This is a genomic window from Granulicella sp. WH15 (assembly GCF_009914315.1).
Taxonomy (GTDB): domain Bacteria; phylum Acidobacteriota; class Terriglobia; order Terriglobales; family Acidobacteriaceae; genus Edaphobacter.
On the sequence record NZ_CP042596.1, the window covers coordinates 4,117,367 to 4,136,951 of the forward strand.

Sequence of the window (19,585 nt, forward strand, 5' to 3'; positions counted from 1 at the left end):
CCAAACAAAAACGACAACGGCCCCAAATCGGGGCCGTCGTTGTTACTGCTGTCGTTCGAGTTCTCTGAGGAGAGCGCTTATTTCCCGACCATGTTGAAGAGCCAGAAGAGGACGCCCGAGAGCACCGCCGCCGCCGGAAGCGTGAACACCCACGCCGCCGCGATGTCGCGGATCGTCGACATCTGCAGCCCGCTCTTGTTCGCCGCCATCGTACCGGCCACGCCCGACGAGAGCACATGCGTCGTGCTCACCGGCAGCCCGTAGTTGTCCGCCGCCAGAATGGTGAACATCGCCACCAGCTCAGCCGAAGCGCCCTGCGCATAGGTCAGGTGCGTCTTGCCGATCTTCTCGCCGACCGTCACCACGATCCGCTTCCAGCCGACCATCGTGCCCAGGCCCAGCGCCAGCGCCACGGCCACCTTCACCCAGCTCGGAATGAACTTGGTCGACTTATCCAGGAAACTCCGGTAGTTCGCCACCACCTTCAGGTCCGCATCCGACATCTTCGGCCCGGACTTCGGCAGCAGCCGCAGCGACTCGCTCATCAGGTACATCTGGTTGCGGACGTTAGCCTGCATCTCCGCCGGAACATTGCCCAGCGAACCGTACGACGTCGCCTCGTTGCGGATGTCGGTCGCCATCTGCTGCATCGCCACCGTAACGCCCGGCTCGAACTGCTTCGTGCTCACAAACTTCTCGATCTCCGGCCCCGGCTCGCCCGCCAGCACCGCACCCGGCTGCTCATAGCTCTGCAACACTCCGGCCACCTGCGTCGAGACCGCCGCGAAGGTAGTGACCTCTTTTGCGCCCACCGTGTGGTTCAGCGCGTACGCCGTCGGCACCGTGCCCACCAGGATCAGCATGATGAGGCCCATGCCCTTCTGTCCGTCGTTCGAGCCGTGCGCGAAGCTGACGCCCGTGCAGGTCAGCACCAGCAGCGCGCGGATGTAGAACGGCGGAGGAGCCGTACCCTCGGGAGCCTTATAAAGACGCGGGTCCTTGGCGACCGCCTTGAAGAGCAGGAAGACCAGCGCCGCGCACGCAAAACCCACCACCGGCGAGATCAGCAGCGCCTTGAAGACCTTGGTGACCTGCTCCCAATCCACGCCCGCCGTGCCCGAGTTGCCCATCATCATCTGGTTCGCGATACCCACGCCCAGGATCGAGCCGATCATGGTGTGCGAGCTGGACGCCGGGAGACCACGCCACCACGTCGCCAGGTTCCACAGGATGGCCGCCACCAGCAGCGCGAAGACCATCGAGAAGCCGGACCCCTTGGACACCTTCAGGATCAGCTCCACCGGCAGCAGTGTGATGATCGAGAACGCCACCGCACCCGAGCTGGTCAGCACGCCGATGAAGTTCCACAGGCCCGACCACACCACCGCCACATGCGGCTCCAGCGAGTGGGTATAGATCACCGTCGCCACCGCGTTGGCCGTGTCGTGAAAGCCGTTTACGAACTCGAATCCCAGCGCGATCAGCAGCGCAAGTCCCAGCAGCAGGAAGGGAAACACCGAAGCACTATGCACGATCGCAAGATCGGCCGAGAGCTTCATGCCGATATACGCCAGCCCGCCCACCAGCATCAGACCGAAGATCACCATCCCCATCTTGCCGGGGTTGGACTTCTTCATCTTTTCGTCGAGGATCGAGGTGGGAGGAAGGGTGGCGGTGCCGGTAACGGAAGTTGACATGATTCACCTGGTCTTGGAAGTCAGTGCGACCAAGATACCCGCCCCAGAGGCCTCGGAAGATGAAGATACGATTAAGGCTGTGTCAACCGTCACAGACGGCGGAAACGGCGACAACTATCATCACGCGCCAGATAAACAAGGACTTACGGCTATCCCAGCCGGGTCGTTGTGAACTGGGCACTCGAAGATGAGGCTTTAAAAGCTCAGGGACAACGGCAGCAGCGCCCTCACGCCGGACAGGCGGCACTTCGTGCGGTTCTCGACGCTACGCGTGTCAACCGCCTGAAGTGCTAATTCCAGTCGTCCCGCGCTGCCGACTGGTCCTCGAAGATCTCATCGAACCCGACCGTCTTCTTGACCAGGATGTCCCCCAGCCGCTCCGGCTGATACAGCAGCACTGCCTGCAACCGCACCAGCTCCAGCAGCGCCAGAAACATGCAGATCAGCGCCCGCTCCGTATGCGTGCTGTGCAGCATCCGCCGCAGCGACATCGGCCGATCCTCCATCAACAGCCGCCGCTTCACGTAGTCGATCATCTGCGCCACCGTCACCGACTCCTCGTTGACGTCCATCACCGGCCGCGCCCGCATCCGCGACAAAATATCCTGAAAGACCCGCACCAGGTCCACCGTGTCGGCCGCGATCTCCGGCTCCGCCGCCTCGTCCTCGCGAAACTCGCGCATCCCCGGGTTCGACCACGTCGCCTCTTCCACCTGCTGCTTCTGCATCAGCATCTGCGCGGCGGATTTGAAGCGTTCATGCTCCAACAGCCGCTCCACCAGCTCCAGCCGCGGATCGTCCGACTCGCCCTCGGCGACGCCCGTGGGGTCCTTCGGCAGCAGCATCTTGCTCTTGATGTGAATCAGCAGCGAGGCCGTGTAGACGAACTCGCCCGCCGCGTCCACGTCCGAGTCGCGCAAATGGTGCGTGTACTCCAGGAACTGCGCCGTAATCCGCCCGATAGGAATGTCGTAGATGTCGATATTCTGCTTGCGGATCAGGTCCAGCAGCAGGTCCATCGGTCCGTCGTAGACCTGGCCCACGGTGATCGAAAACGGCGACACCGACCCGTCATCCTTGGTCTTCTCTTTGGACACGGGAGCCTTCTTCGGCTCGGGCGGAGGCGGCGGAACAGGCTTCGGCTCCAGGTTGAACGGCTCCGGGGCTGGCTGTTCCGGCGCGGCAGCCGCTTCTACCGTCGCTTCAGGCTGAACCTTCTCATCACTCATACGCGTCGCGCCCTCAACCCCATCACCTCGCCCACCTCACGCATCGTCTGCTCCGAGCGCGCACGAGCCCGCGTCCCGCCCTGGTAGAGGATATCCTCCACCAGATCCGGGTCTGCCTCAAATTTGCGCCGCCGCTCCTGGATGGGAGCCAGCTCCTTCACCATCGCATCGGCGACCCAACCCTTGCACTCGATGCACCCGATCCCCGCCGTCGTGCAGCCGACCCGTACCTCGGCCTGCGTCTCCTCGGTCGAAAAGAGCTTGTGCAGCGCAAAGACCGGGCACACATCGGGATTCCCCGCATCGGTCCGGTAGACACGCGCCGGATCGGTCACCATCGTCTTCAGCTTCGACCGGATATCCGCCTCGGTGTCCGAGAGCAGGATCGTATTCCCGTAGCTCTTCGACATCTTGCGGCCATCGACGCCCGGAAGCTGCGGCGAAGGCGTCAGCAGCACGTCTGGCTCGGGCAAAATTGTTCGAGTTCCGTAGGCCGACTTCAGCTTGGTCTGCGGAGCCGCCGCGATCAGCTCATGCGGCGTGAACTCGCTCTTATTCGGCTGTCCGGCCAGCTTACGGGCCTTGGTTTTGACCGCCTCCAGCTCCCACGGAGCTGCTCCTTCGGCCATATAAAAGCTGCCGGGATAGAGCTGGTTGAACCGCCGCGCCACCTCTCGCGTCAGCTCGACGTGAGCGGCTTGGTCGCGCCCCACGGGCACAAAGTCCGGCTGGTAGAGCAGAATGTCCGCCGATTGCAGTAGCGGATAGCCCAGAAACCCATAGGTCGCCAGATCCTTCTCGCGAAGCTGCTCCTGCTGATCCTTATAAGTAGGCACCCGCTCCAGCCAGCCCAGCGGGGTAAACATGCTCAGCAGGGTGTGCAACTCGGAGTGCGCCGGGACGTCGCTCTGCACGAAGATCGTGCAGAGCTCGGGGTCGAGGCCACCAGCCAGAAAGTCCAGCGCGACCTCGCGGATATTCTCCTTGAGACGGCTCAGGTCCTCGTAGCTCGTGGTCAGGGCGTGCAGGTCGGCGATAAAAAAGTAGCACTCGTACTCGTGCTGGAGCCGGGTCCAGTTGTAGAGCGCACCCATATAGTTGCCCAGGTGCAGCTTGCCCGTGGGCCGCATTCCGCTCAGAACCCGCGGCCGATTTGCCGTTACTTCGTTCATCTTGATGGTCACTTCGCCAGTCAGAATCATTTACTGCTTCAAACGGCAATGGTAAATGATCGCAATAGCCGAGCTGCATTGGCAGAGTCGTTGCTCCCCTGGAAAAAGGACAGAGCAAACGGGGATAAAAAGGAAAAAAAGGATAAGAGCGGAGCCTTGAGATCTTTGCTTTTACGCGAAGCGTCCAGTACCGCACGAAGTGCCGCCCGCCCGGCGTTAGGGCGCTTTTGCCTGTTCTTTTGGTTGTCATTCAGGAGCGAAGCGGAGGAATCTGCTTCTGTCTTTGCTGTAGCCGTTGCTTCTGGGGTAGGTCCAGGCTTTAGCCCGGACATCCAAACCAGCCACGGAAGCGGGCTTTAGCCCCCGAGGTATGCTTTCTTCTCCCCGGCACTAAAGCACCGAAAGCAGCCCATTGAAGATATTCAACAGCGGCGTCATGATGAGCAGAATCACCCGAAACCCAAAGAAAAAGAAGAGAATCGTCAGGTAAAAACCCCAACGGTCATACTGCTGCATCGCGTTATACGGCAGAAAGTGCCGCAGCACCCGTCCGCCATCGAGCGACGGCAGCGGCACCAGGTTGAACGCAAAGAGCAGCAGGTTCACCAGAATCCCGTAGTAAAAGAACAGCACAATCGGAAAGATCGGCGGCAGGAACTCCGTCGAAACCTCCGGGCTGCGCAGCGAGAGAGCCGCCGCCGCGGGCAGCGACATCGCCACCATCGGCACCACATGCTTCAGCACCAGCAGCAGCACCAGGAACACCCCAGCCGCCCCCAGGTGCGCCAGCGGCCCCGACAGAAAGACCAGCATCTCGTCCTTCGAGCCGCGACGGAAGTTGCGCGGCGTCATCGGAACCGGCTTGCCCCACGCCAGCACCAGCGGGCTCTGAAAGAGAAACACGATGGGAAAAATAACCGTGCCCAGCAGGTCGTAGTGGCGCAGCGGATTCAGCGAGATGCGCCCCATCATCTTCGCCGTCGGATCGCCCAGCCGCGCGGCCATCCACGCCTGTACCGAATCGTGCAGCGAGATTGCCAGCAGAAGGACCACGAACTCAAACACCGCGAGCGCGACTTCAAGACTCATACGTCCAGCTTACCCTCTTGCCTCGCTTACTCGCCCATCTACTCATCGCCCGCCCGCTTTTCGAGCAGGTCGGCCAGCGTCTCCTTATGCTTCGGTTTGGCCGCCGCTTTCTGCTTCGGATCGGGCAGCACCCGCTCCGGCGGAGGGCTGCCCACGCGCTCCCGCGCGTTCTCCTTCACCGCCTTCACCACCGAAAAAACCCGCTTCTTCGCCGTCATTCCACCGCCCCCGTTAGCTGCAATCCTGCCCCCCAGTATGCAATACTCATCTTTCGGCGGCAGCATCAAACCGCGCCGAACCGGCCAGAACGGCAAAAGAGGTGACTCATGGAAGAACGCGATTTTTTTGACGAGCGCCCGGAGACCCGCACTCACATCATGACCTGCCCGCACTGCGGCCAGCAGGGCGAGTACGAGCTGGGATGGCTCGTCCGCCGCAAAAAATCCCAGCTTGGCCGGGGTGCCGACGAGCGCGACCGCGCCCGTTTCGCCAAGGCCCAGAGCTACATGGTCCGCCGCGACGACCTCGTCGGCTGCAAAAATGTCCGCTGCCGCAAGCGCTTCGACGTCGCCGGAATCCAGTCCGTGGCCTTCCTGTAACACCAAGCCCCGGCACTGTGTTTTAATAGCTCCATAGATTCCCGAACAGCAGCAGGAGAGAGACGAGACCGATGGCCAACACACTGATCCCCGTAGCGGAACGCAGCCTGACCCCCGACGAAGTCGAGCAGCTCGACCGTCGCCGCCGCCGCGGCCAGCTCTTCCTGGTCCTCTCGTTCCAGAGCATCATCGTCTCCACCCTGCTCTCGCTCTGGTCCGGTCAGGATCTCACCTACTCGCCCGGCTGGGCTCACCCGGTCTTCTACTGGAACCTGACCACCGTGATTCTCGCGGTCGTCTTCGCCATCAACGGCGTCCGCCTGAAGCGCGGCAGCAACGAATTCATCAGCTACTAGGCACTTCGTGCGGTCCTCGGGGCTGCATGGGCAGGATGATCTTCTGAGGTCCTCCCGTTGGTCGGAAGCGAGATTCTCGTTTCCGACCAACGGGAGGATCTTTGCGTTAGCCCCCATACTCCGCAGGACAGTCTTTGACGCCATAGTGTAGATTCCGGAGTACGAACGCTGCGCCCTCCAAGGCAGCGTTTGCGGCGGGTTTTGCATGACCGGGATCTTCGCGCTCTCTCTGCTTCCCCTCACAACCTTCGCCGAGCCGCAGCACTTCTCGCCCACCGAGATGGCCGTGCTGGTTCTGCTGATCGTCCTCTCCGGCGGCCTCTTCTTCTGGCGCTTCGGCCCCATCTTCCGCACCATCCTCCACTCCAAAAAGGACGCCGACTTCTCCCTACGCCCATTAGGCCGCCGCGTCTGGACCTTCGTCTGGGAGGTCCTCTGTCAGGCCAAAGTCATCCAGCAACGCCCCGCCCCCGGCATCGCCCATGCCTTCGTCTTCTGGGGCTTCCTGGCCTTCGCGCTGGTCTCGCTCAACCACTTCGCCACCGGCCTCCGGCTCGGCTTCCTGCCGCCCGCCAGCGCGCTCGGCCGGTTCTACTTCCTCTTCGCCGCGGCGTGGGCCGTACTGGTCGCAGTCTCCATCACCGGCCTCTTCATCCGGCGCTTCTTCGTCCGACCCATCTGGCTAGGCAGCAAGGTCAGCTACGAGTCGGGCTTCATCTCGCTGCTCATCTTCCTCCTGATGGTCACCTACCTCGGGGCCTTCGCGGTCGCCGAGTCCAGCCCCGCCCTCAAAGCCCTGTGGTGGGCCCACACCCTCGCGCTGCTGGTCTTCCTGCCGCTGATCCCACACACCAAGCACCTGCACCTCGTCCTCAGCCCGCTGACGGTCTTCCTCAAGCGCGACGGCTTCTCGAAGATCCCGCCCCTCAGCGGCGACGAAGACTTCGGCCTGGTCACCGGCAAAGACGTCACCCAGCTCATCTCGCTGCAAGCCTATAGCTGCGTCGAGTGCGGCCGCTGTACTGAACACTGCCCTGCTTCCACCACCGGCAAGGTGCTGAACCCAAAGGAGATCATCCTCGGCCTGCGCTCCTACCTGAACGAGTTCTCCCCCTCCTCCGAAGTGCCGCTCCTTGCCGAATCAAAGCCCCTCTCCATGGAAGCCGCCTTCGAGTGCACCACCTGCGGCTCCTGCGAGTTCCAGTGCCCGGTCGGCATCCAGCACCTGCCCATCCTCATCGGCCTACGGCGCGGGGCCACCAACACCGGCGCATGGGAGGACAACTACGGAACCAAGCTCTTCCTGGCCCTCGAAAAGAACGGCAACGCCCTCGGCCTCAGTTCGCTGGAGCGCGACAAGTTCATCAAGAAAGAGGCCTTCCCTATCTTCGACGGCACGCAGGAGTACTGCCTGTGGCTGGGCTGCATGGGCGGCTACGACCCCAAGGGCCGCGAGATCATCGCCGACTTCGCCCGCGTAATGACGTATCTCGGCACCAGCTTCGGCGTCCTGAAGAAAGAAAAGTGTACCGGCGACCCAGCCCGCCGCCTGGGGAACGACCTCGTCTTCCAGAATCTCGCCGAGTCCGGCCTGAAGGCCTTCGAGTCCGCGAAGGTACAGAAGATCGTGGCCATCTGCCCGCACTGCGTCCGCACCATCGCCAGCGACTGGCGCGAGGTCGGCATCGCTCCCCAGATCGAGCACCACTCCGAGTTCATGGCGCGGCACCAATCCCGTTTACCCAAGCAGACAAGCGGCGAATCCATCGTCTACCACGACCCCTGCTACCTGGGTCGCTATCGGGATGTCTACGAGGAGCCCCGGGCAGCCGTCGCAGCGGCGGGAACGTTGGTCGAAGCTCCACGCTCCTACGAGCGCAGCTTCTGCTGCGGAGCGGGTGGCGGGCTGGCCTTCCTGGGCGAAGAGTCCGGAGAGCGCGTCTCGCACGTCCGCGCCCGCGAACTGACGGAGACCGGTGCGCAGACCGTCGGCACCGCCTGCCCGTTCTGCAACACAATGTTCCGCGACGCGCTCTCGGCAGTCTCGGATGCCCCGCCGAAGCTGCTCGATATCGCGCAGCTTACAGCACGGGCACTGCCTCCGAGGAACTAATCTTTCCTACAGGACGGCATTGGCATTTGCTTCTGAGGTAGGTCGGGGCTTTAGCCCCGACATTAAAACCCGCCACCAATGCGGGCTTTAGCCCCCGAGGTATGCTTTCTTTTCTCAACCTCAAAAGCAAGAGCGCCCTCACGCCGGGCTGGCGGCACTTCGTGCGGTTCTCGACGCTTCGCGTGAAAGGCAAAGACCTCAAGGCTCCGCTCTTATCCCTTTTATCCCTTTTTCCCCGTTTCGCCTTGCTCTTGTTCTTAATCCGGCTGAGGCACGGGCCCCGGCTGGCCCAGTATATGAATCGTATGCAGCCAATCCTCAGCCAGCGCAGGCCAGCGAGAGATCGGCTTATCCGTCGGCCTCAGACCAAAGCCATGCCCACCCTGCGTAAACACATGCAGCTCCGCTGGAATCTTCGCATCCTTCAGCGCCTGAAAGTAGATCAAAACATTCTCCACATGAGCCGTGTAGTCGTTCTCCGCCTGCACCAGAAACGTAGGCGGAAGCTCCGGCGGAATCGCCAGCGAAGGATCAACTTTACCGTTCTTCGCGCTGAGCCAGCCGGGATAAATAATCATCTGGAAGTTAGGCCGGGCGTCGATGGTCGAGGGCGGAACGTTCTTCCCCTGAAAGTCCGGATGCGTGCTGAGCGCAGCGGCCAGGTGCGCCCCAGCCGAGAAGCCGATAGCCCCGATGCGCTTCGGGTCGATATGCCACTCGGCGGCGTGTGCGCGAGTCAGACGCATGGCCTGCTGGGCGTCCTCAAGGTCCTCCACGTTCGCCGGGTAGTGGCCGTCCTCGGGCACACGATACTTGACCAGGATGCAGGTCATCCCGATAGAGTTGAGCCAGTCGCAGACCTCGGTGCCCTCGACGTTCCACGAGAGCCGTATGTAGGAGCCGCCGGGAAAGACCAGCGCCGCCGCGCCATTGCCTTTACCCGCAGGCGGCGCAAAGACCGTCAGGCTGGGCTTGCTGACATTGGTGACCCGGATAGCGACCTTGCCCGAGACTATGCGGTTAGCGTCGGTGCTCGGGTCAATCTCCGGGCCGACAACCTTCGTGGGCTCGGGGTTGCCGTTGGGCCAGAGCAGGAGTGTGGGCTGCTGGGCCAGCGCCGGCGCGGCCAAGACAAAGATAGAGAGGACAAGAGAGAGCACAGGCGATCGCATCGGAACATATTAGTCCAGCAAGGAAAGAAAAGCCCAACCCGGATAAAAGGGATAAAAACGGACAGAAACAAGTGCGTTGTTTAATCCGCCCTTACCCCTTTTATCCGCGCTAGGCTTTTCGTCCAGAGCGAGCTACGACTGAATCTCCGTCACCCGTCCCCGCTCGATCACCGTGTGCACCGCCACGGGCTTATGCTCGGGGAAGTCGCTGCGAAAGTGTGCCCCACGGCTCTCCTCCCGCGCCAGTGCGCACTCCACCATCACCGTCGCCACCGTCAGCAGGTTCCTGGCCTCGATCTCCCGCCGCGTCATCCCATGCGGACACGTCTGCGCCATCTCTGCCAGTCGCACCTTCGCCCTCCGCAGCCCTTCGCCGTCGCGCAACAGCCCGGCGTCCCGCCACATCAGCGCCCGCAGCTCGGCGATCCACGCCTCTACCGCAGCCTCGTCCGTCACTACCGCCGCCTCGAGGATCTGCGCCGGAGCCGCCAGCTCACTCTGCAACGTCGGCAGCTTATCCGAAGCCATCGCCTCCGCCGCCAGCGCACCAAAGACCAGCCCCTCCAGCAGCGAGTTCGAGGCCAGCCGATTGGCTCCGTGTACGCCCGTGCAGGCGGCCTCGCCAGCGGCGTAGAGCCCTGGCAGCGTCGTCCGTCCCTGCACGTCCGTCTTGATGCCGCCCATCAGGTAGTGCGCCGCTGGACCCACCGGGATCAGGTCCCGCTTCAGGTCGAGCCCATATCCAGCAAGAAACTTCGAGATCCCCGGAAAGCGCTGGTGCAGGTCGATCGTCGAAGCCCGCATATCCAGATAAACCGGCCCGGCCAGCGCCTCGCGCGTGATCGCCCGCGCCACCACGTCACGCGGAGCCAGCTCCAGCAGCGGATGATAGCGCGGCATGAACCGCTCCCCCGCCGCGTTCAACAGCAGAGCGCCCTCGCCCCGCAGCGCCTCGCTGAGCAGAAAGCGCGGAGCGCCCTCCTGGGCAAACGCCGTCGGGTGGAACTGGTAGAACTCCATATCCTCAAGCGCCGCACCGGCCCGGTAGGCCAGCGCGATGCCGTCGCCGGTAGCCACCGCCGGGTTCGTGGTGTCGCTGTATACCTGCCCCGCGCCGCCGGTCGCCAGCAGCACCGCACGCACGCGCACGTTCAGCAGCCCGCCCTCGCCGTCGAGCAGCGTAGCCCCCACCACACGGCCCTCCTCCACCGTCAGCTCCACGCTGGTCGTCCACTCCATCAGGGTCACGTTGGCCAGCGACTTCACATGCCGCAGCAGCGACAGCGCAATCTCCCGCCCGGTCGCGTCGCCGTTCGCGTGCAGAATCCGCGAGAGGCTGTGCGCGCCCTCGCGCGTCCGCATCAGCTCCCCCGCGTGCTCTCCGGCGGTGTAGCGGTCGAACTCCGTCCCCCACGTGAGCAGCTCTTCCACCCGTTGCGGCCCCTGCTCGACCAGCATCCGGGCGGCGACGCGATCGACCAGCCCATCGCCCGCCATCAGCGTGTCTTCCAGGTGTAGCGCGACGTCCTCATCGCCGCCCATCGCGACGGCGATTCCGCCCTGCGCGTAGGCTGTGTTCGACTCGGCGAGGCCTTCCTTGGTGCAGCACAGCACACTACCCGACTGGGACAGGCGAACCACTGCGCTGAGCCCTGCGATTCCACCACCCACTACCAGGAAATCAAACGGCTCCATATTGATAATGCTAAACGTTTCCCGCACCCCTTGCCGGGCGTACGATAGACCTTACTGTGCCGCCGACCAAAACCATGAGCAAGACGACAAAGACAAACAAGACTGCCAGCAAGAGCAAGTCCTCCGCGACAACCTCGAAGACCGCCAAGCCCACGCAGTCGCAAAAGACTGCAAAGGCCGCCAAGCCACTGAAGGCCGCCGCGAAGACCCCGCAGGCCGCAAAGCCCGGCGACGCGCAGGTCATCGCCCTCAAGACGCCCTCGGCCAGCTACGAGATCGCCATCGGCCGTGGCCTGCTGGCGACGCTCTACCCCCGGCTGCAAAAGCTCACCGGCGGTAAGCCCTTCCGCACGTTCCTCGTCACCAGCCCCAAGATCTGGGAGCTGTGGGCCGATAAGGTCCGCGCCTCGTTCCCCGAGGCCCAGTCCCCCACCGTCCTCTTCCTGCCTGCGGGCGAGAAGCACAAGCGCATGGCCGCGGTAGAGTCTCTGGCCGAGCAGCTCGCCGAGGCGGGTGCCGACCGCGACGCCCTGCTGCTGGCCTTCGGCGGCGGCGTCATCGGAGACATCACCGGCTTCCTGGCCGCCATCTACATGCGCGGCGTGCCGTACGTCCAGTTACCGACGACCCTGCTGGCGCAGGTCGATAGTTCAGTTGGCGGCAAAACCGGCGTCAACCTGAAGGCGGGCAAGAACCTCGTCGGCAGCTTCCACCATCCGCGCGCCGTGCTGGCCGATATCGACACCCTCGCCACGCTCGCGCCCGAGGAACTCCGCGCCGGATTGCAGGAGTCCATCAAGGCCGGAATCATCCGCGACCCGAAGCTCTTCGAGTACCTGGAGCAGAACCGCGACCTCGTGCTCTCGGGCGACGCCACCGCGCTGGCCGAGGTCGTCGCCGCCTCGGTCCGGGTCAAGGCCGAGGTCGTCGAGCAGGACGAGCTAGAGAGCGGCCTGCGCATGATCCTCAACTTCGGCCACACCCTGGGCCACGCCATCGAGGCCGCCACCGGCTACAAGCAGCTTCTGCACGGCGAGGCCGTCGCCTGGGGCTCCATCGCCGCGCTCTATCTCGCGCTGGCCCGCAAGACCATCACCGACAGCCAGTTCACCTGCATGGCCACGGTCATCGAAGCCTACGGCCCGCTGCCGAAGTTCAAGGCCAAGGCCAAGGCACTGGTGGCCCTGACTGCATCGGACAAGAAGACCCGCAGCGGTAAGCGCGCCTTCGTGCTCCCCACCGGCATCGGCTCCACCGAGATCGCCTACGACGTGACCGACACCGAGCTGCACGAGGCCGCCAAGGCCATGCTCGACCGGATGAAGGCGCTATGATCGCGACCGCTAGAGAGCACGAAGTATCGACCGGGGCCAAGCCTGCGGCGGGACTCGACGAGGCTGCCGCAGCCAGCAACGTGCAGCAGATGTTCGACTCCATCGCCCCGAAGTACGACACGCTCAACCACCTGCTCTCGGCCGGAATCGACCGTCTGTGGTGGTGGCGGGCGGCGCGCAGCTTCCGTCAGGTGCTGGCCCGGCCCGAGGCAGTGGCGCTCGATCTCTGCTGCGGCACGGGCGATATGACCCTTGCGCTCAACCGTCTTCGACCCACGTTATCCACATTTCCCACAGCTCCTGTGCTGGCTGTGGATTTCTCCCATAACATGCTCGTCCGGGGCCGAGCTAAGTTCCATGGGCACAATATCATCCCCATAGAAGCTGATGCGCTTCATCTCCCCCTCCCCAATGGCTCAATTGACCTGATTACCTCAGCCTTCGGCTTCCGCAATCTGGCCAATTATGAGGAGGGTCTGGCCGAGCTGTTTCGCGTCCTCGGACCCGGCGGGCAGATCGGCATTCTCGACTGCAACCAGCCCGAGGGAGTGGTCGGCATGGCCTACAACCTCTACTTCAAGCGCATCCTGCCCTGGGTCGGCGGCCTCATCTCCGGCGACCGCAGCGCCTACAGCTACCTGCCTGCCTCCGTCGAGCGCTTCCCCCGACCCGCGAGAATGCTCCAGATGATCCGCAAGGCAGGCTTCGTCGATGCGAGTTGGACCAGCTATACCCTGGGTGTCGCCGGGCTTTATCGGGCTATTAAACCCACCCAAACAAGTCACCAGGCGGGTAACCGGTAACATGGCCAGCACGGGCACGGAGTACGTCGACAGCCACCACACTGCCGCCGTCGCCAAGCGTTCGGCGGCGCTGCTGTCGGTCGGTACGGCGAGCGTCATCACGCTGCTGAAGCTCGTCACTGGGCTGCTCACCGGCTCGCTCGGGATGCTCTCCGAGGCCGCCCACTCGGCCATCGACCTGGTCGCCGCCGCCATCACCCTCTTCTCCGTGCAGGCCGCCGACCGCCCCGCCGACGACGAGCACAACTACGGCCACGGCAAGATCGAATCGCTCTCGGCCTTCTTCGAGACCGTCCTCATGGTCGGCTCCTGCGTCTGGATCGTCTACGAGGCACTCCACCGCATCCTCTCGCGCTCGCACCTGGTGCTGCCGTTCTCGGTGTGGCCCTTCGTGGTGCTGGGGCTGTCCATTCTGGTCGATTTCTCCCGCGCGCGCGCGCTGCGCAAGGCCGCCGCGCAGCACCGCTCCGAGGCACTGGCCGCCGACGCCGTCCACTTCGGCACCGATATCTGGTCCTCGACCGCCGTTCTCGTGGGCCTCGTCGCCACTAACCTCGGCAGGCGCTTCCACATTCCGGCGCTCGAGCTGGCCGACCCCATCGCCGCGCTCATCGTCTCGGCCATCATCCTGCGGGTCTCGTGGAACCTGGCCCGCCAGACCGTCGATACGCTGCTCGACGCCACGCCCGCGCAAGGCTCGGCCTCGAGCAGCCAGGTGCGGCGCGGGCTTATCCGCGACCTCGCCGCCATCGACGGCGTGCTCTCTGTCGACCGCCTGCGCACCCGCCGCTCCGGCCCGAGCTACTTCGCCGACGTGACCCTGGCGATGCCGCGCAACCTCACCTTCCAGCGGTCGGAGCAGATTACAAAAGCAGCCACCGCGGCGGTGCAGCGAGTGCTCCCTGATGCCGACGTCGTCGTCCACTCGGTTCCCACCGCCACCCTGGCCGAGAGCGTCCACGACCGCATCCGCGCTGTCGCCGCCCGGTCGAACCTGAACGTCCACGACGTCTCGGTGCAGCAGTACGACGGCGCGCTGCACGTCGAACAGCACCTCGAGGTGGACGAGACCATGTCGCTGCGTCACGCGCACGACCTCGTCACCCGGCTCGAGTCCGAGATGCGCCGCGAGGTTCCCTCCATCGCCACCATCCTGACCCACATCGAGAGCGAGCCGGCCACCATCGAGCAGCCCGCCACCATCGACAGCGACCGCGAGTTGGAGTCGCGGCTGCGCAAGGTAGCCCGCGAGTTTCCCGCAATCCTCGACATTCACGACGTCGTGGTCACCCACCTGCACGACCGCATCCAGGTGAACTGCCACTGCACGCTGCCGGACGACCTCCCCATGGCGGAGGTCCACACCCTGCTGACGGCGCTCGAGAACAGCTTCAAGCTCGAGTGTCCCGAGGTGACCCGGCTGCTGATCCACCCCGAACCGGCCACCGACAACCGCCGCTGAGAAGCCACCCATACGGGAGTTCTCTTCCCCGATCTCTGCACTGGAGCGAAAAAAAGCTTCACGTTCGGCGCTCTATGCGTTCCAATAGAACGATGAACCTTGCAGCGGTCTCCTTACCGGGGATTCTGCGCATGTGACTCCCCATGAGACTGCCCTACCTTCTATTTCCGCTTGCTGCTGCGCTCTTCGCCGCATTCCTTTACTGGGATCGTATCCGCATCTGGCAGGCTGACCGCGCCGAGAAGAAGAAGGCGCGTTACTGGAAGAACGCAAGCCGCTAGCCCTGCCTCTTTACGCGAAGCGTCGAGAACCCCACGAAGTGGCGCCCGCCCGGCGTGAGGGCGCTTTTAGCCTTTGCCCCTCCGTCAAAGACTAAAATCCTCCTGTGGCCTCCGTCTTCCAATTCGCCCACACCCTCGCCTTCTCGCCGGAAGAGGCCGAGACGACTCTCCGCCAGATCCCCACGCTTCCCGGCGTCTTCGCGCTCTACGGCCCGCGCGACACCGACCAGCCCTACCTGACCCGTGCCGCCGACCTCCGCCGCCGGATGCTCCGCCTACTTGCGCCGCCCGATTCCCAATCGAAGCGCCTCAACCTGCGCGAAAAAGTCGCCCGCATCGAGTACACCGTCACCGGCTCCGAGTTCGAGTCGCTTCTGGTCCTCTACCAGTCGCTCGCCGCGCACTTCGGATATCCCGAAGCCCGCCGCCGGATGCGCCTGCACACGCCCTTCTTCCTGCGCCTGACGATGGAGCACGCCCACCCCCGCGTCTACTCCACCAACCGCCTGTCGAAGCGCAACCTGGCCCAGATGTACGGGCCATTTCCCTCGCGCGCCGCCGCCGAGCGCTACTGCGACGCCGTGCTCGACCTCTTCAAGCTGCGCCGCTGCTACGAGGATCTGGAGGTCAGCCCCACGCACCCCGGCTGCGCCTACGGCGAGATGAAGAAGTGCATGGCTCCCTGCAACCAGAGCTGCACCGCCGACGAGTACCGGGCCGAGGCCGAGGCCGTACAAGGATTTTTCGACAGCCACGGCCAGAGCCTGCTCGACACCATCGCCCGCGACCGTGAGCGCGCTTCGTCCGAGATGGAGTTCGAGCAGGCCGCCTCGCTCCATGCGCACTTTCAGCGCGTCAAGGCCGCAGCCGCGTTGGCCGACGAGCTGGTCGAACCGCTGCCCCGGCTGCGCGCCGTCATCACCCAGCCCGCCGCAAAAGAAGATTCCAACCAGACCGACCGAGCCGCTCTCTTTCTGCTCGAAGGCGGCTGCCTGCTCGGCCCCGCGTCACTCTCAACGCTGGGCGTGCGGGCAGTCCGGGAGCAGACCGAGGTCGGCAGCTCCCTCTTCGCGCAGCCGCTCATGCTTCAAGCCGTCCCGCTCGAAGGCGAGAGCACCACAGCCGATTCACCCGAGCTTCGCGCCGCTACCGTCATCGCCACGCTCGAAGCCGAGGCCACGCCTGCGACCGACATCGCCATGCTGAGCGACCACCTCTCCCTGCTGCGCCGCTGGTACTACCGGCCCGAGAAGCAGCGCATCGGCGAGATATTTTTCCCCAACGCTGATAGCAAATGGCCCATCCGCCGCGTCCTTCGCGGAGCCGCCCGCATGGCCCTCGGCGAGCCGAAGGCCATGGCCGAGACTCAGCGCGACGCCGCAGCCGCAGCCAAGGTAAAGATCCTCCACGAGGGCCGCCCGGATGTGGAACGAGTCGTCCCGGTGGTGGCGAAACGTGGCCGCCGCGGCAAGGCGGTGCTCCCCGCCGATGTGCAGCCGTAGCCACCGATCCTTTGGCTTTAGGGGTGGAACCGATAGACCGGGCCTTCAGCCCTCATCTGCCTTTGCTTTTGCTCACCTGGGGCAACGCCCCAGGGAAACATCCCGGTATGCACACGAGGGCCGAAGGCCCGATCTATTCCTGATACAAACTCTGTCCTGCCGGACGGGCCCGCTGCGCGCGGAGCGGGCGTTTACAAGCCTTTTTACTGCTTCGTGTGTTCCTCCCGCTGGTCGGTAATAAAGATTCTCGATGCCAACCGACACAAGGCCCTCAGCAGCTTACTTGCCCGTAAAGTACCGCTGTTAGACTCAGAGGCAAGGAGCCTCTTCCACTTGATCGAGCTTGCATTCTCCATCCTGGCGTCGGACTTCGCTCACCTGGCCGACGAGGTCAGCACAGCCGAGCGCGGCGGCGGCACCATCGTCCACGTCGACGTCATGGACGGCCACTTCGTCCCCAATATCACCTTCGGGCCACCCGTCGTCAAAGCCCTCCGCCCGATCACGAAGCTCCCCCTCGACTGCCACCTGATGATCGAGAACCCCGACGCCTACATCCCCGAGTTCGCCGCTGCGGGGGCGGATATGATCTCCGTCCACCAGGAGGTCTGCCGCCACCTGCACCGGACGCTCCAGCTCATCGCCGACCACAACGTGAAGCCCGCCGTCGTCATCAACCCGGCCACGCCGGTCGATACGCTCATCGAAGTACTGCCGATGGTCCACCACGTCCTCGTCATGAGCGTGAACCCCGGCTTCGGCGGCCAGAAGTTCCTGCCGCTGGCGCTGGAGAAGATCGCGTACCTGGCAGAGTTGCGGGAGGAGATGGGGCTGAACTTCCGGATCGAGGTGGACGGCGGCGTCGCTCACGATACGGTGGCCAGCGTCGTCGAAGCAGGAGCGGATATGCTCGTGGCCGGCTCGGCGATCTTCGCGCCCACGGTAGACGGACGGCGCGATCCCGCGCAGACAGAAAAGAATGCAGTGGAGTTCCTGAAGCTGGCCCACGCGGCGGCTGAAAAATAAGAGTTGGGATACGCGAAGCGTCCAAAACCGCACGAAGTGCCGCCCGCCCGGCGTTAGGGCGCTTTTGCTGTTGCTTTTGGAAAGATTAAGTCCCTGGTTCTACCCGGTACGGGCGACGGATGCGCGTGCTGGGGATAAAATACGGTATGCCCTGCGTTCGCGCCGGGCCGGTGAGGTTCCTGCGTGATGATGGTTCGTTCTTCCGTTTCAACTCGGCTTTCGATGTTCTCGTTCTTCCCGTCCCGAAGCGCTGGCCTGGTGGCCGGTCTGGCCGTTGCCGGTTTGATCGCCCTGGTGCCCGCCGCGCGCGCGCAGGATGCCGCCGCCCCAGCCCAGACTGCGCCAGCGGCGACCCAGACGGCCCCCGTGGCCGACGTGCCCGTGACGCCCGCCAAGCCGATCAAGTCTTCGATCTTCTCGTTCGGCAAGGATAAGAAGAAGGCGGACGCCGACAAGAAGGCCGCAGCCCAGCCTGCGCCGGAAAAGGAATCGAAGAAGGAAGAAAAGGTCATCCAGTCCAAGGACACGCGTAACCGCTACAAGAAGGACAAGAAGATCGAGACCCTGGCCGGTGTCGACGCCAAGCTGCCCGATAAGGCGCTCTTCGACAAGGCCCAGTACGCCATCGCGCACGGCCACTTCGACGTCGCTCGCCTGGACCTGCAGACGATGTTGAACACGTACCCCGACTCGCAGTACCAGATGCGCGCCAAGCTCGCCATCGCCGATAGCTGGTACAAGGAGGGCGGCACTGCGGCCCTGACCCAGGCCGAGAGCGAGTACGCCGACTTCCGCGTCTTCTTCCCCAACGCGCCTGAAGCTGCTGAAGCTCAGATGCGCATCGGCGACATCTACTTCCGTCAGATGGACCGTCCCGACCGCGACTACGCCAAGGCCACCCACGCCGAGGAAGAGTATCGCCGTATGTTGACGGACTACCCCGACAGCACGCTCGTCCCCCAGGCCAAGCAGCGCCTGCGCGATGTGCAGGAGGTGCTGGCCACCCGTGAGGCCGAGATCGCCGGTTACTACGCCACGCGCGAGAACTGGGCCGCCACCATCGCCCGCTACCAGACCGTGGTGGATACCTACCCGCTCTACAGCCACATGGACGACGCCCTCATCGGCCTGGGCGATGCCTACTCCGCGCAGGCGCACTTTGTGCGCGGCCTGAAGATGGACGAGACCGCCAAGGCCAAGCTCGAGGCTACCTTTGACGGTGAGGCCGCCGCGGCCTACCGCAAGGTAGTGCTGGAGCACTCCGCCGCCGCCCACGTCGAGGACGCCCGCGACCGTCTGGCCGCGATGAACCTTCCGATCCCAACGCCCACGCTGGAGCAGGCGCAGGCCAGCCAGGCGATGGAGAACAGCCGCAATAACTACCGGCTCACCGACCGCGTCGGCCTCATCATTCTGCACAAGCCGGACACCGTCACGGTGGCCCACATCGGCGATCCGACCTTGACCGATCCCAAGCCGACCCTGGCTCCGGACGTGACCCGCAACACGGTCGCGGCCTTCAACAAGGCGCTGCATCCTGATGCCGTTCCCGAGGTTGGAGCCAAGGCTCCGGTCACGGCTGACGGCGAGACCACCGCGGCGGCTCCGGCAACCACGGCGGCTCCGTTGCAGTTCCAGGATGTACCGGCTGAGGGCGCCACCGGCGGCGCGACCACGGGCACCTCGTTCACAGCGGCTCCGGCCGGCGGCGCAAGCTCAGGCGGCGGCAACGGCGTGGGCATGGAGGTTCTCTCGCCCGGCGTCAATGGAGCCACCGGCAATACGGTGCCCACGGCGGTTCCCGGCGTCACTCTAACGGCGAAACCAGCCCCTCTGCCAGCCATCGAGAAGGCCGCCGAAGCACCTACGACGGTCAACGAGATCTCGGCTCCGCAGGCTGCCGCTCAGGCCCCCAGGGCCGACGGCAAGAAGACCAAGCCCGAGTTCGACAAGGGCGACGAGTCTTCGAGCAAGCACAAGAAGAAGAAGGGCCTCAAGAAGCTGAACCCGCTATAAAGCGCGGGTGCTTCTCCAAAAGGGGACGCGGCTTCGGCT

At 64.2% G+C, this 19,585-nt stretch carries 17 protein-coding genes; 10 read left to right on the forward strand and 7 right to left on the reverse strand.

The genetic code is table 11. The annotated features are described in order from the left end of the window. Positions 1-77: 77 nt before the first annotated feature. From FTO74_RS17075 to FTO74_RS17095, 5 genes are all read right to left on the reverse strand, one after another. Positions 78-1,697 carry an inorganic phosphate transporter gene (locus FTO74_RS17075; protein WP_162539222.1) on the reverse strand — a complete coding sequence of 540 codons (1,620 nt, stop codon included), beginning with the start codon at positions 1,695-1,697 and terminating at the stop codon, positions 78-80. A gap of 290 nt (positions 1,698-1,987) precedes the next feature. Beyond that, the gene (locus FTO74_RS17080) at positions 1,988-2,926 is read right to left on the reverse strand and encodes a segregation/condensation protein A (protein ID WP_162539223.1); all 939 of its coding nucleotides are present in this window, start codon (positions 2,924-2,926) and stop codon (positions 1,988-1,990) included. After that, positions 2,923-4,128, reverse strand: a complete 1,206-nt coding sequence (gene trpS, locus FTO74_RS17085) for a tryptophan--tRNA ligase (RefSeq protein WP_255462349.1) — start codon at positions 4,126-4,128, stop codon at positions 2,923-2,925. Before trpS ends, FTO74_RS17080 begins: the two co-directional genes overlap by 4 nt. Positions 4,129-4,488: 360 nt before the next feature. Beyond that, positions 4,489-5,187, reverse strand: coding sequence for a site-2 protease family protein (locus FTO74_RS17090; RefSeq protein WP_162539224.1), 699 nt, complete (start codon positions 5,185-5,187; stop codon positions 4,489-4,491). Between the two features lie 38 nt (positions 5,188-5,225). After that, positions 5,226-5,405 (reverse strand): hypothetical protein, encoded by a 180-nt coding sequence (locus FTO74_RS17095; protein ID WP_162539225.1) that lies wholly within the window; start codon positions 5,403-5,405, stop codon positions 5,226-5,228. Between the two features lie 108 nt (positions 5,406-5,513). On the opposite strand from FTO74_RS17095, the gene FTO74_RS17100 reads away from it, so the two are divergent. From FTO74_RS17100 to FTO74_RS17110, 3 genes are all read left to right on the forward strand, one after another. Beyond that, the gene (locus tag FTO74_RS17100; protein WP_162539226.1) at positions 5,514-5,786 is read left to right on the forward strand and encodes a hypothetical protein; all 273 of its coding nucleotides are present in this window, start codon (positions 5,514-5,516) and stop codon (positions 5,784-5,786) included. Between the two features lie 71 nt (positions 5,787-5,857). Continuing rightward, positions 5,858-6,142 (forward strand): hypothetical protein, encoded by a 285-nt coding sequence (locus FTO74_RS17105; protein WP_162539227.1) that lies wholly within the window; start codon positions 5,858-5,860, stop codon positions 6,140-6,142. Positions 6,143-6,347: 205 nt separating this feature from the next. After that, positions 6,348-8,255, forward strand: a complete 1,908-nt coding sequence (locus FTO74_RS17110) for a (Fe-S)-binding protein (protein ID WP_162539228.1) — start codon at positions 6,348-6,350, stop codon at positions 8,253-8,255. Between the two features lie 257 nt (positions 8,256-8,512). On the opposite strand, the gene FTO74_RS17115 is transcribed toward FTO74_RS17110, so the two are convergent. Continuing rightward, the gene (locus FTO74_RS17115) at positions 8,513-9,427 is read right to left on the reverse strand and encodes an alpha/beta hydrolase (protein ID WP_162539229.1); all 915 of its coding nucleotides are present in this window, start codon (positions 9,425-9,427) and stop codon (positions 8,513-8,515) included. A 132-nt stretch (positions 9,428-9,559) separates the two neighbouring features. After that, complete coding sequence (gene nadB, locus FTO74_RS17120; RefSeq protein ID WP_162539230.1) at positions 9,560-11,122, reverse strand: L-aspartate oxidase; 1,563 nt, start codon at positions 11,120-11,122, stop codon at positions 9,560-9,562. A gap of 56 nt (positions 11,123-11,178) precedes the next feature. Between nadB and aroB the strand changes: the two genes are divergently transcribed. The 7 genes from aroB to bamD all read left to right on the forward strand — a co-directional run bounded on the left by aroB (position 11,179) and on the right by bamD (position 19,546). Continuing rightward, positions 11,179-12,456, forward strand: a complete 1,278-nt coding sequence (aroB, locus tag FTO74_RS17125; protein WP_255462350.1) for a 3-dehydroquinate synthase — start codon at positions 11,179-11,181, stop codon at positions 12,454-12,456. Further along, positions 12,453-13,259: a ubiquinone/menaquinone biosynthesis methyltransferase gene (locus tag FTO74_RS17130; RefSeq protein ID WP_162539231.1), complete on the forward strand. Its 807-nt coding sequence runs from the start codon at positions 12,453-12,455 to the stop codon at positions 13,257-13,259. Before aroB ends, FTO74_RS17130 begins: the two co-directional genes overlap by 4 nt. A 1-nt stretch (position 13,260) precedes the next feature. Further along, positions 13,261-14,721 carry a cation diffusion facilitator family transporter gene (locus tag FTO74_RS17135; protein ID WP_162539232.1) on the forward strand — a complete coding sequence of 487 codons (1,461 nt, stop codon included), beginning with the start codon at positions 13,261-13,263 and terminating at the stop codon, positions 14,719-14,721. 143 nt (positions 14,722-14,864) lie between these two features. Beyond that, positions 14,865-15,002 carry a hypothetical protein gene (locus FTO74_RS17140; RefSeq protein ID WP_162539233.1) on the forward strand — a complete coding sequence of 46 codons (138 nt, stop codon included), beginning with the start codon at positions 14,865-14,867 and terminating at the stop codon, positions 15,000-15,002. A gap of 104 nt (positions 15,003-15,106) precedes the next feature. Beyond that, a complete protein-coding gene (locus tag FTO74_RS17145; RefSeq protein ID WP_162539234.1) occupies positions 15,107-16,504 on the forward strand; it encodes an excinuclease ABC subunit C in 1,398 nt (465 codons plus the stop codon). 333 nt (positions 16,505-16,837) lie between these two features. Continuing rightward, positions 16,838-17,530: a ribulose-phosphate 3-epimerase gene (gene rpe, locus FTO74_RS17150; protein ID WP_162539235.1), complete on the forward strand. Its 693-nt coding sequence runs from the start codon at positions 16,838-16,840 to the stop codon at positions 17,528-17,530. Between the two features lie 222 nt (positions 17,531-17,752). After that, the gene (bamD, locus tag FTO74_RS17155) at positions 17,753-19,546 is read left to right on the forward strand and encodes an outer membrane protein assembly factor BamD (RefSeq protein WP_162539236.1); all 1,794 of its coding nucleotides are present in this window, start codon (positions 17,753-17,755) and stop codon (positions 19,544-19,546) included. Positions 19,547-19,585 lie beyond the last annotated feature (39 nt).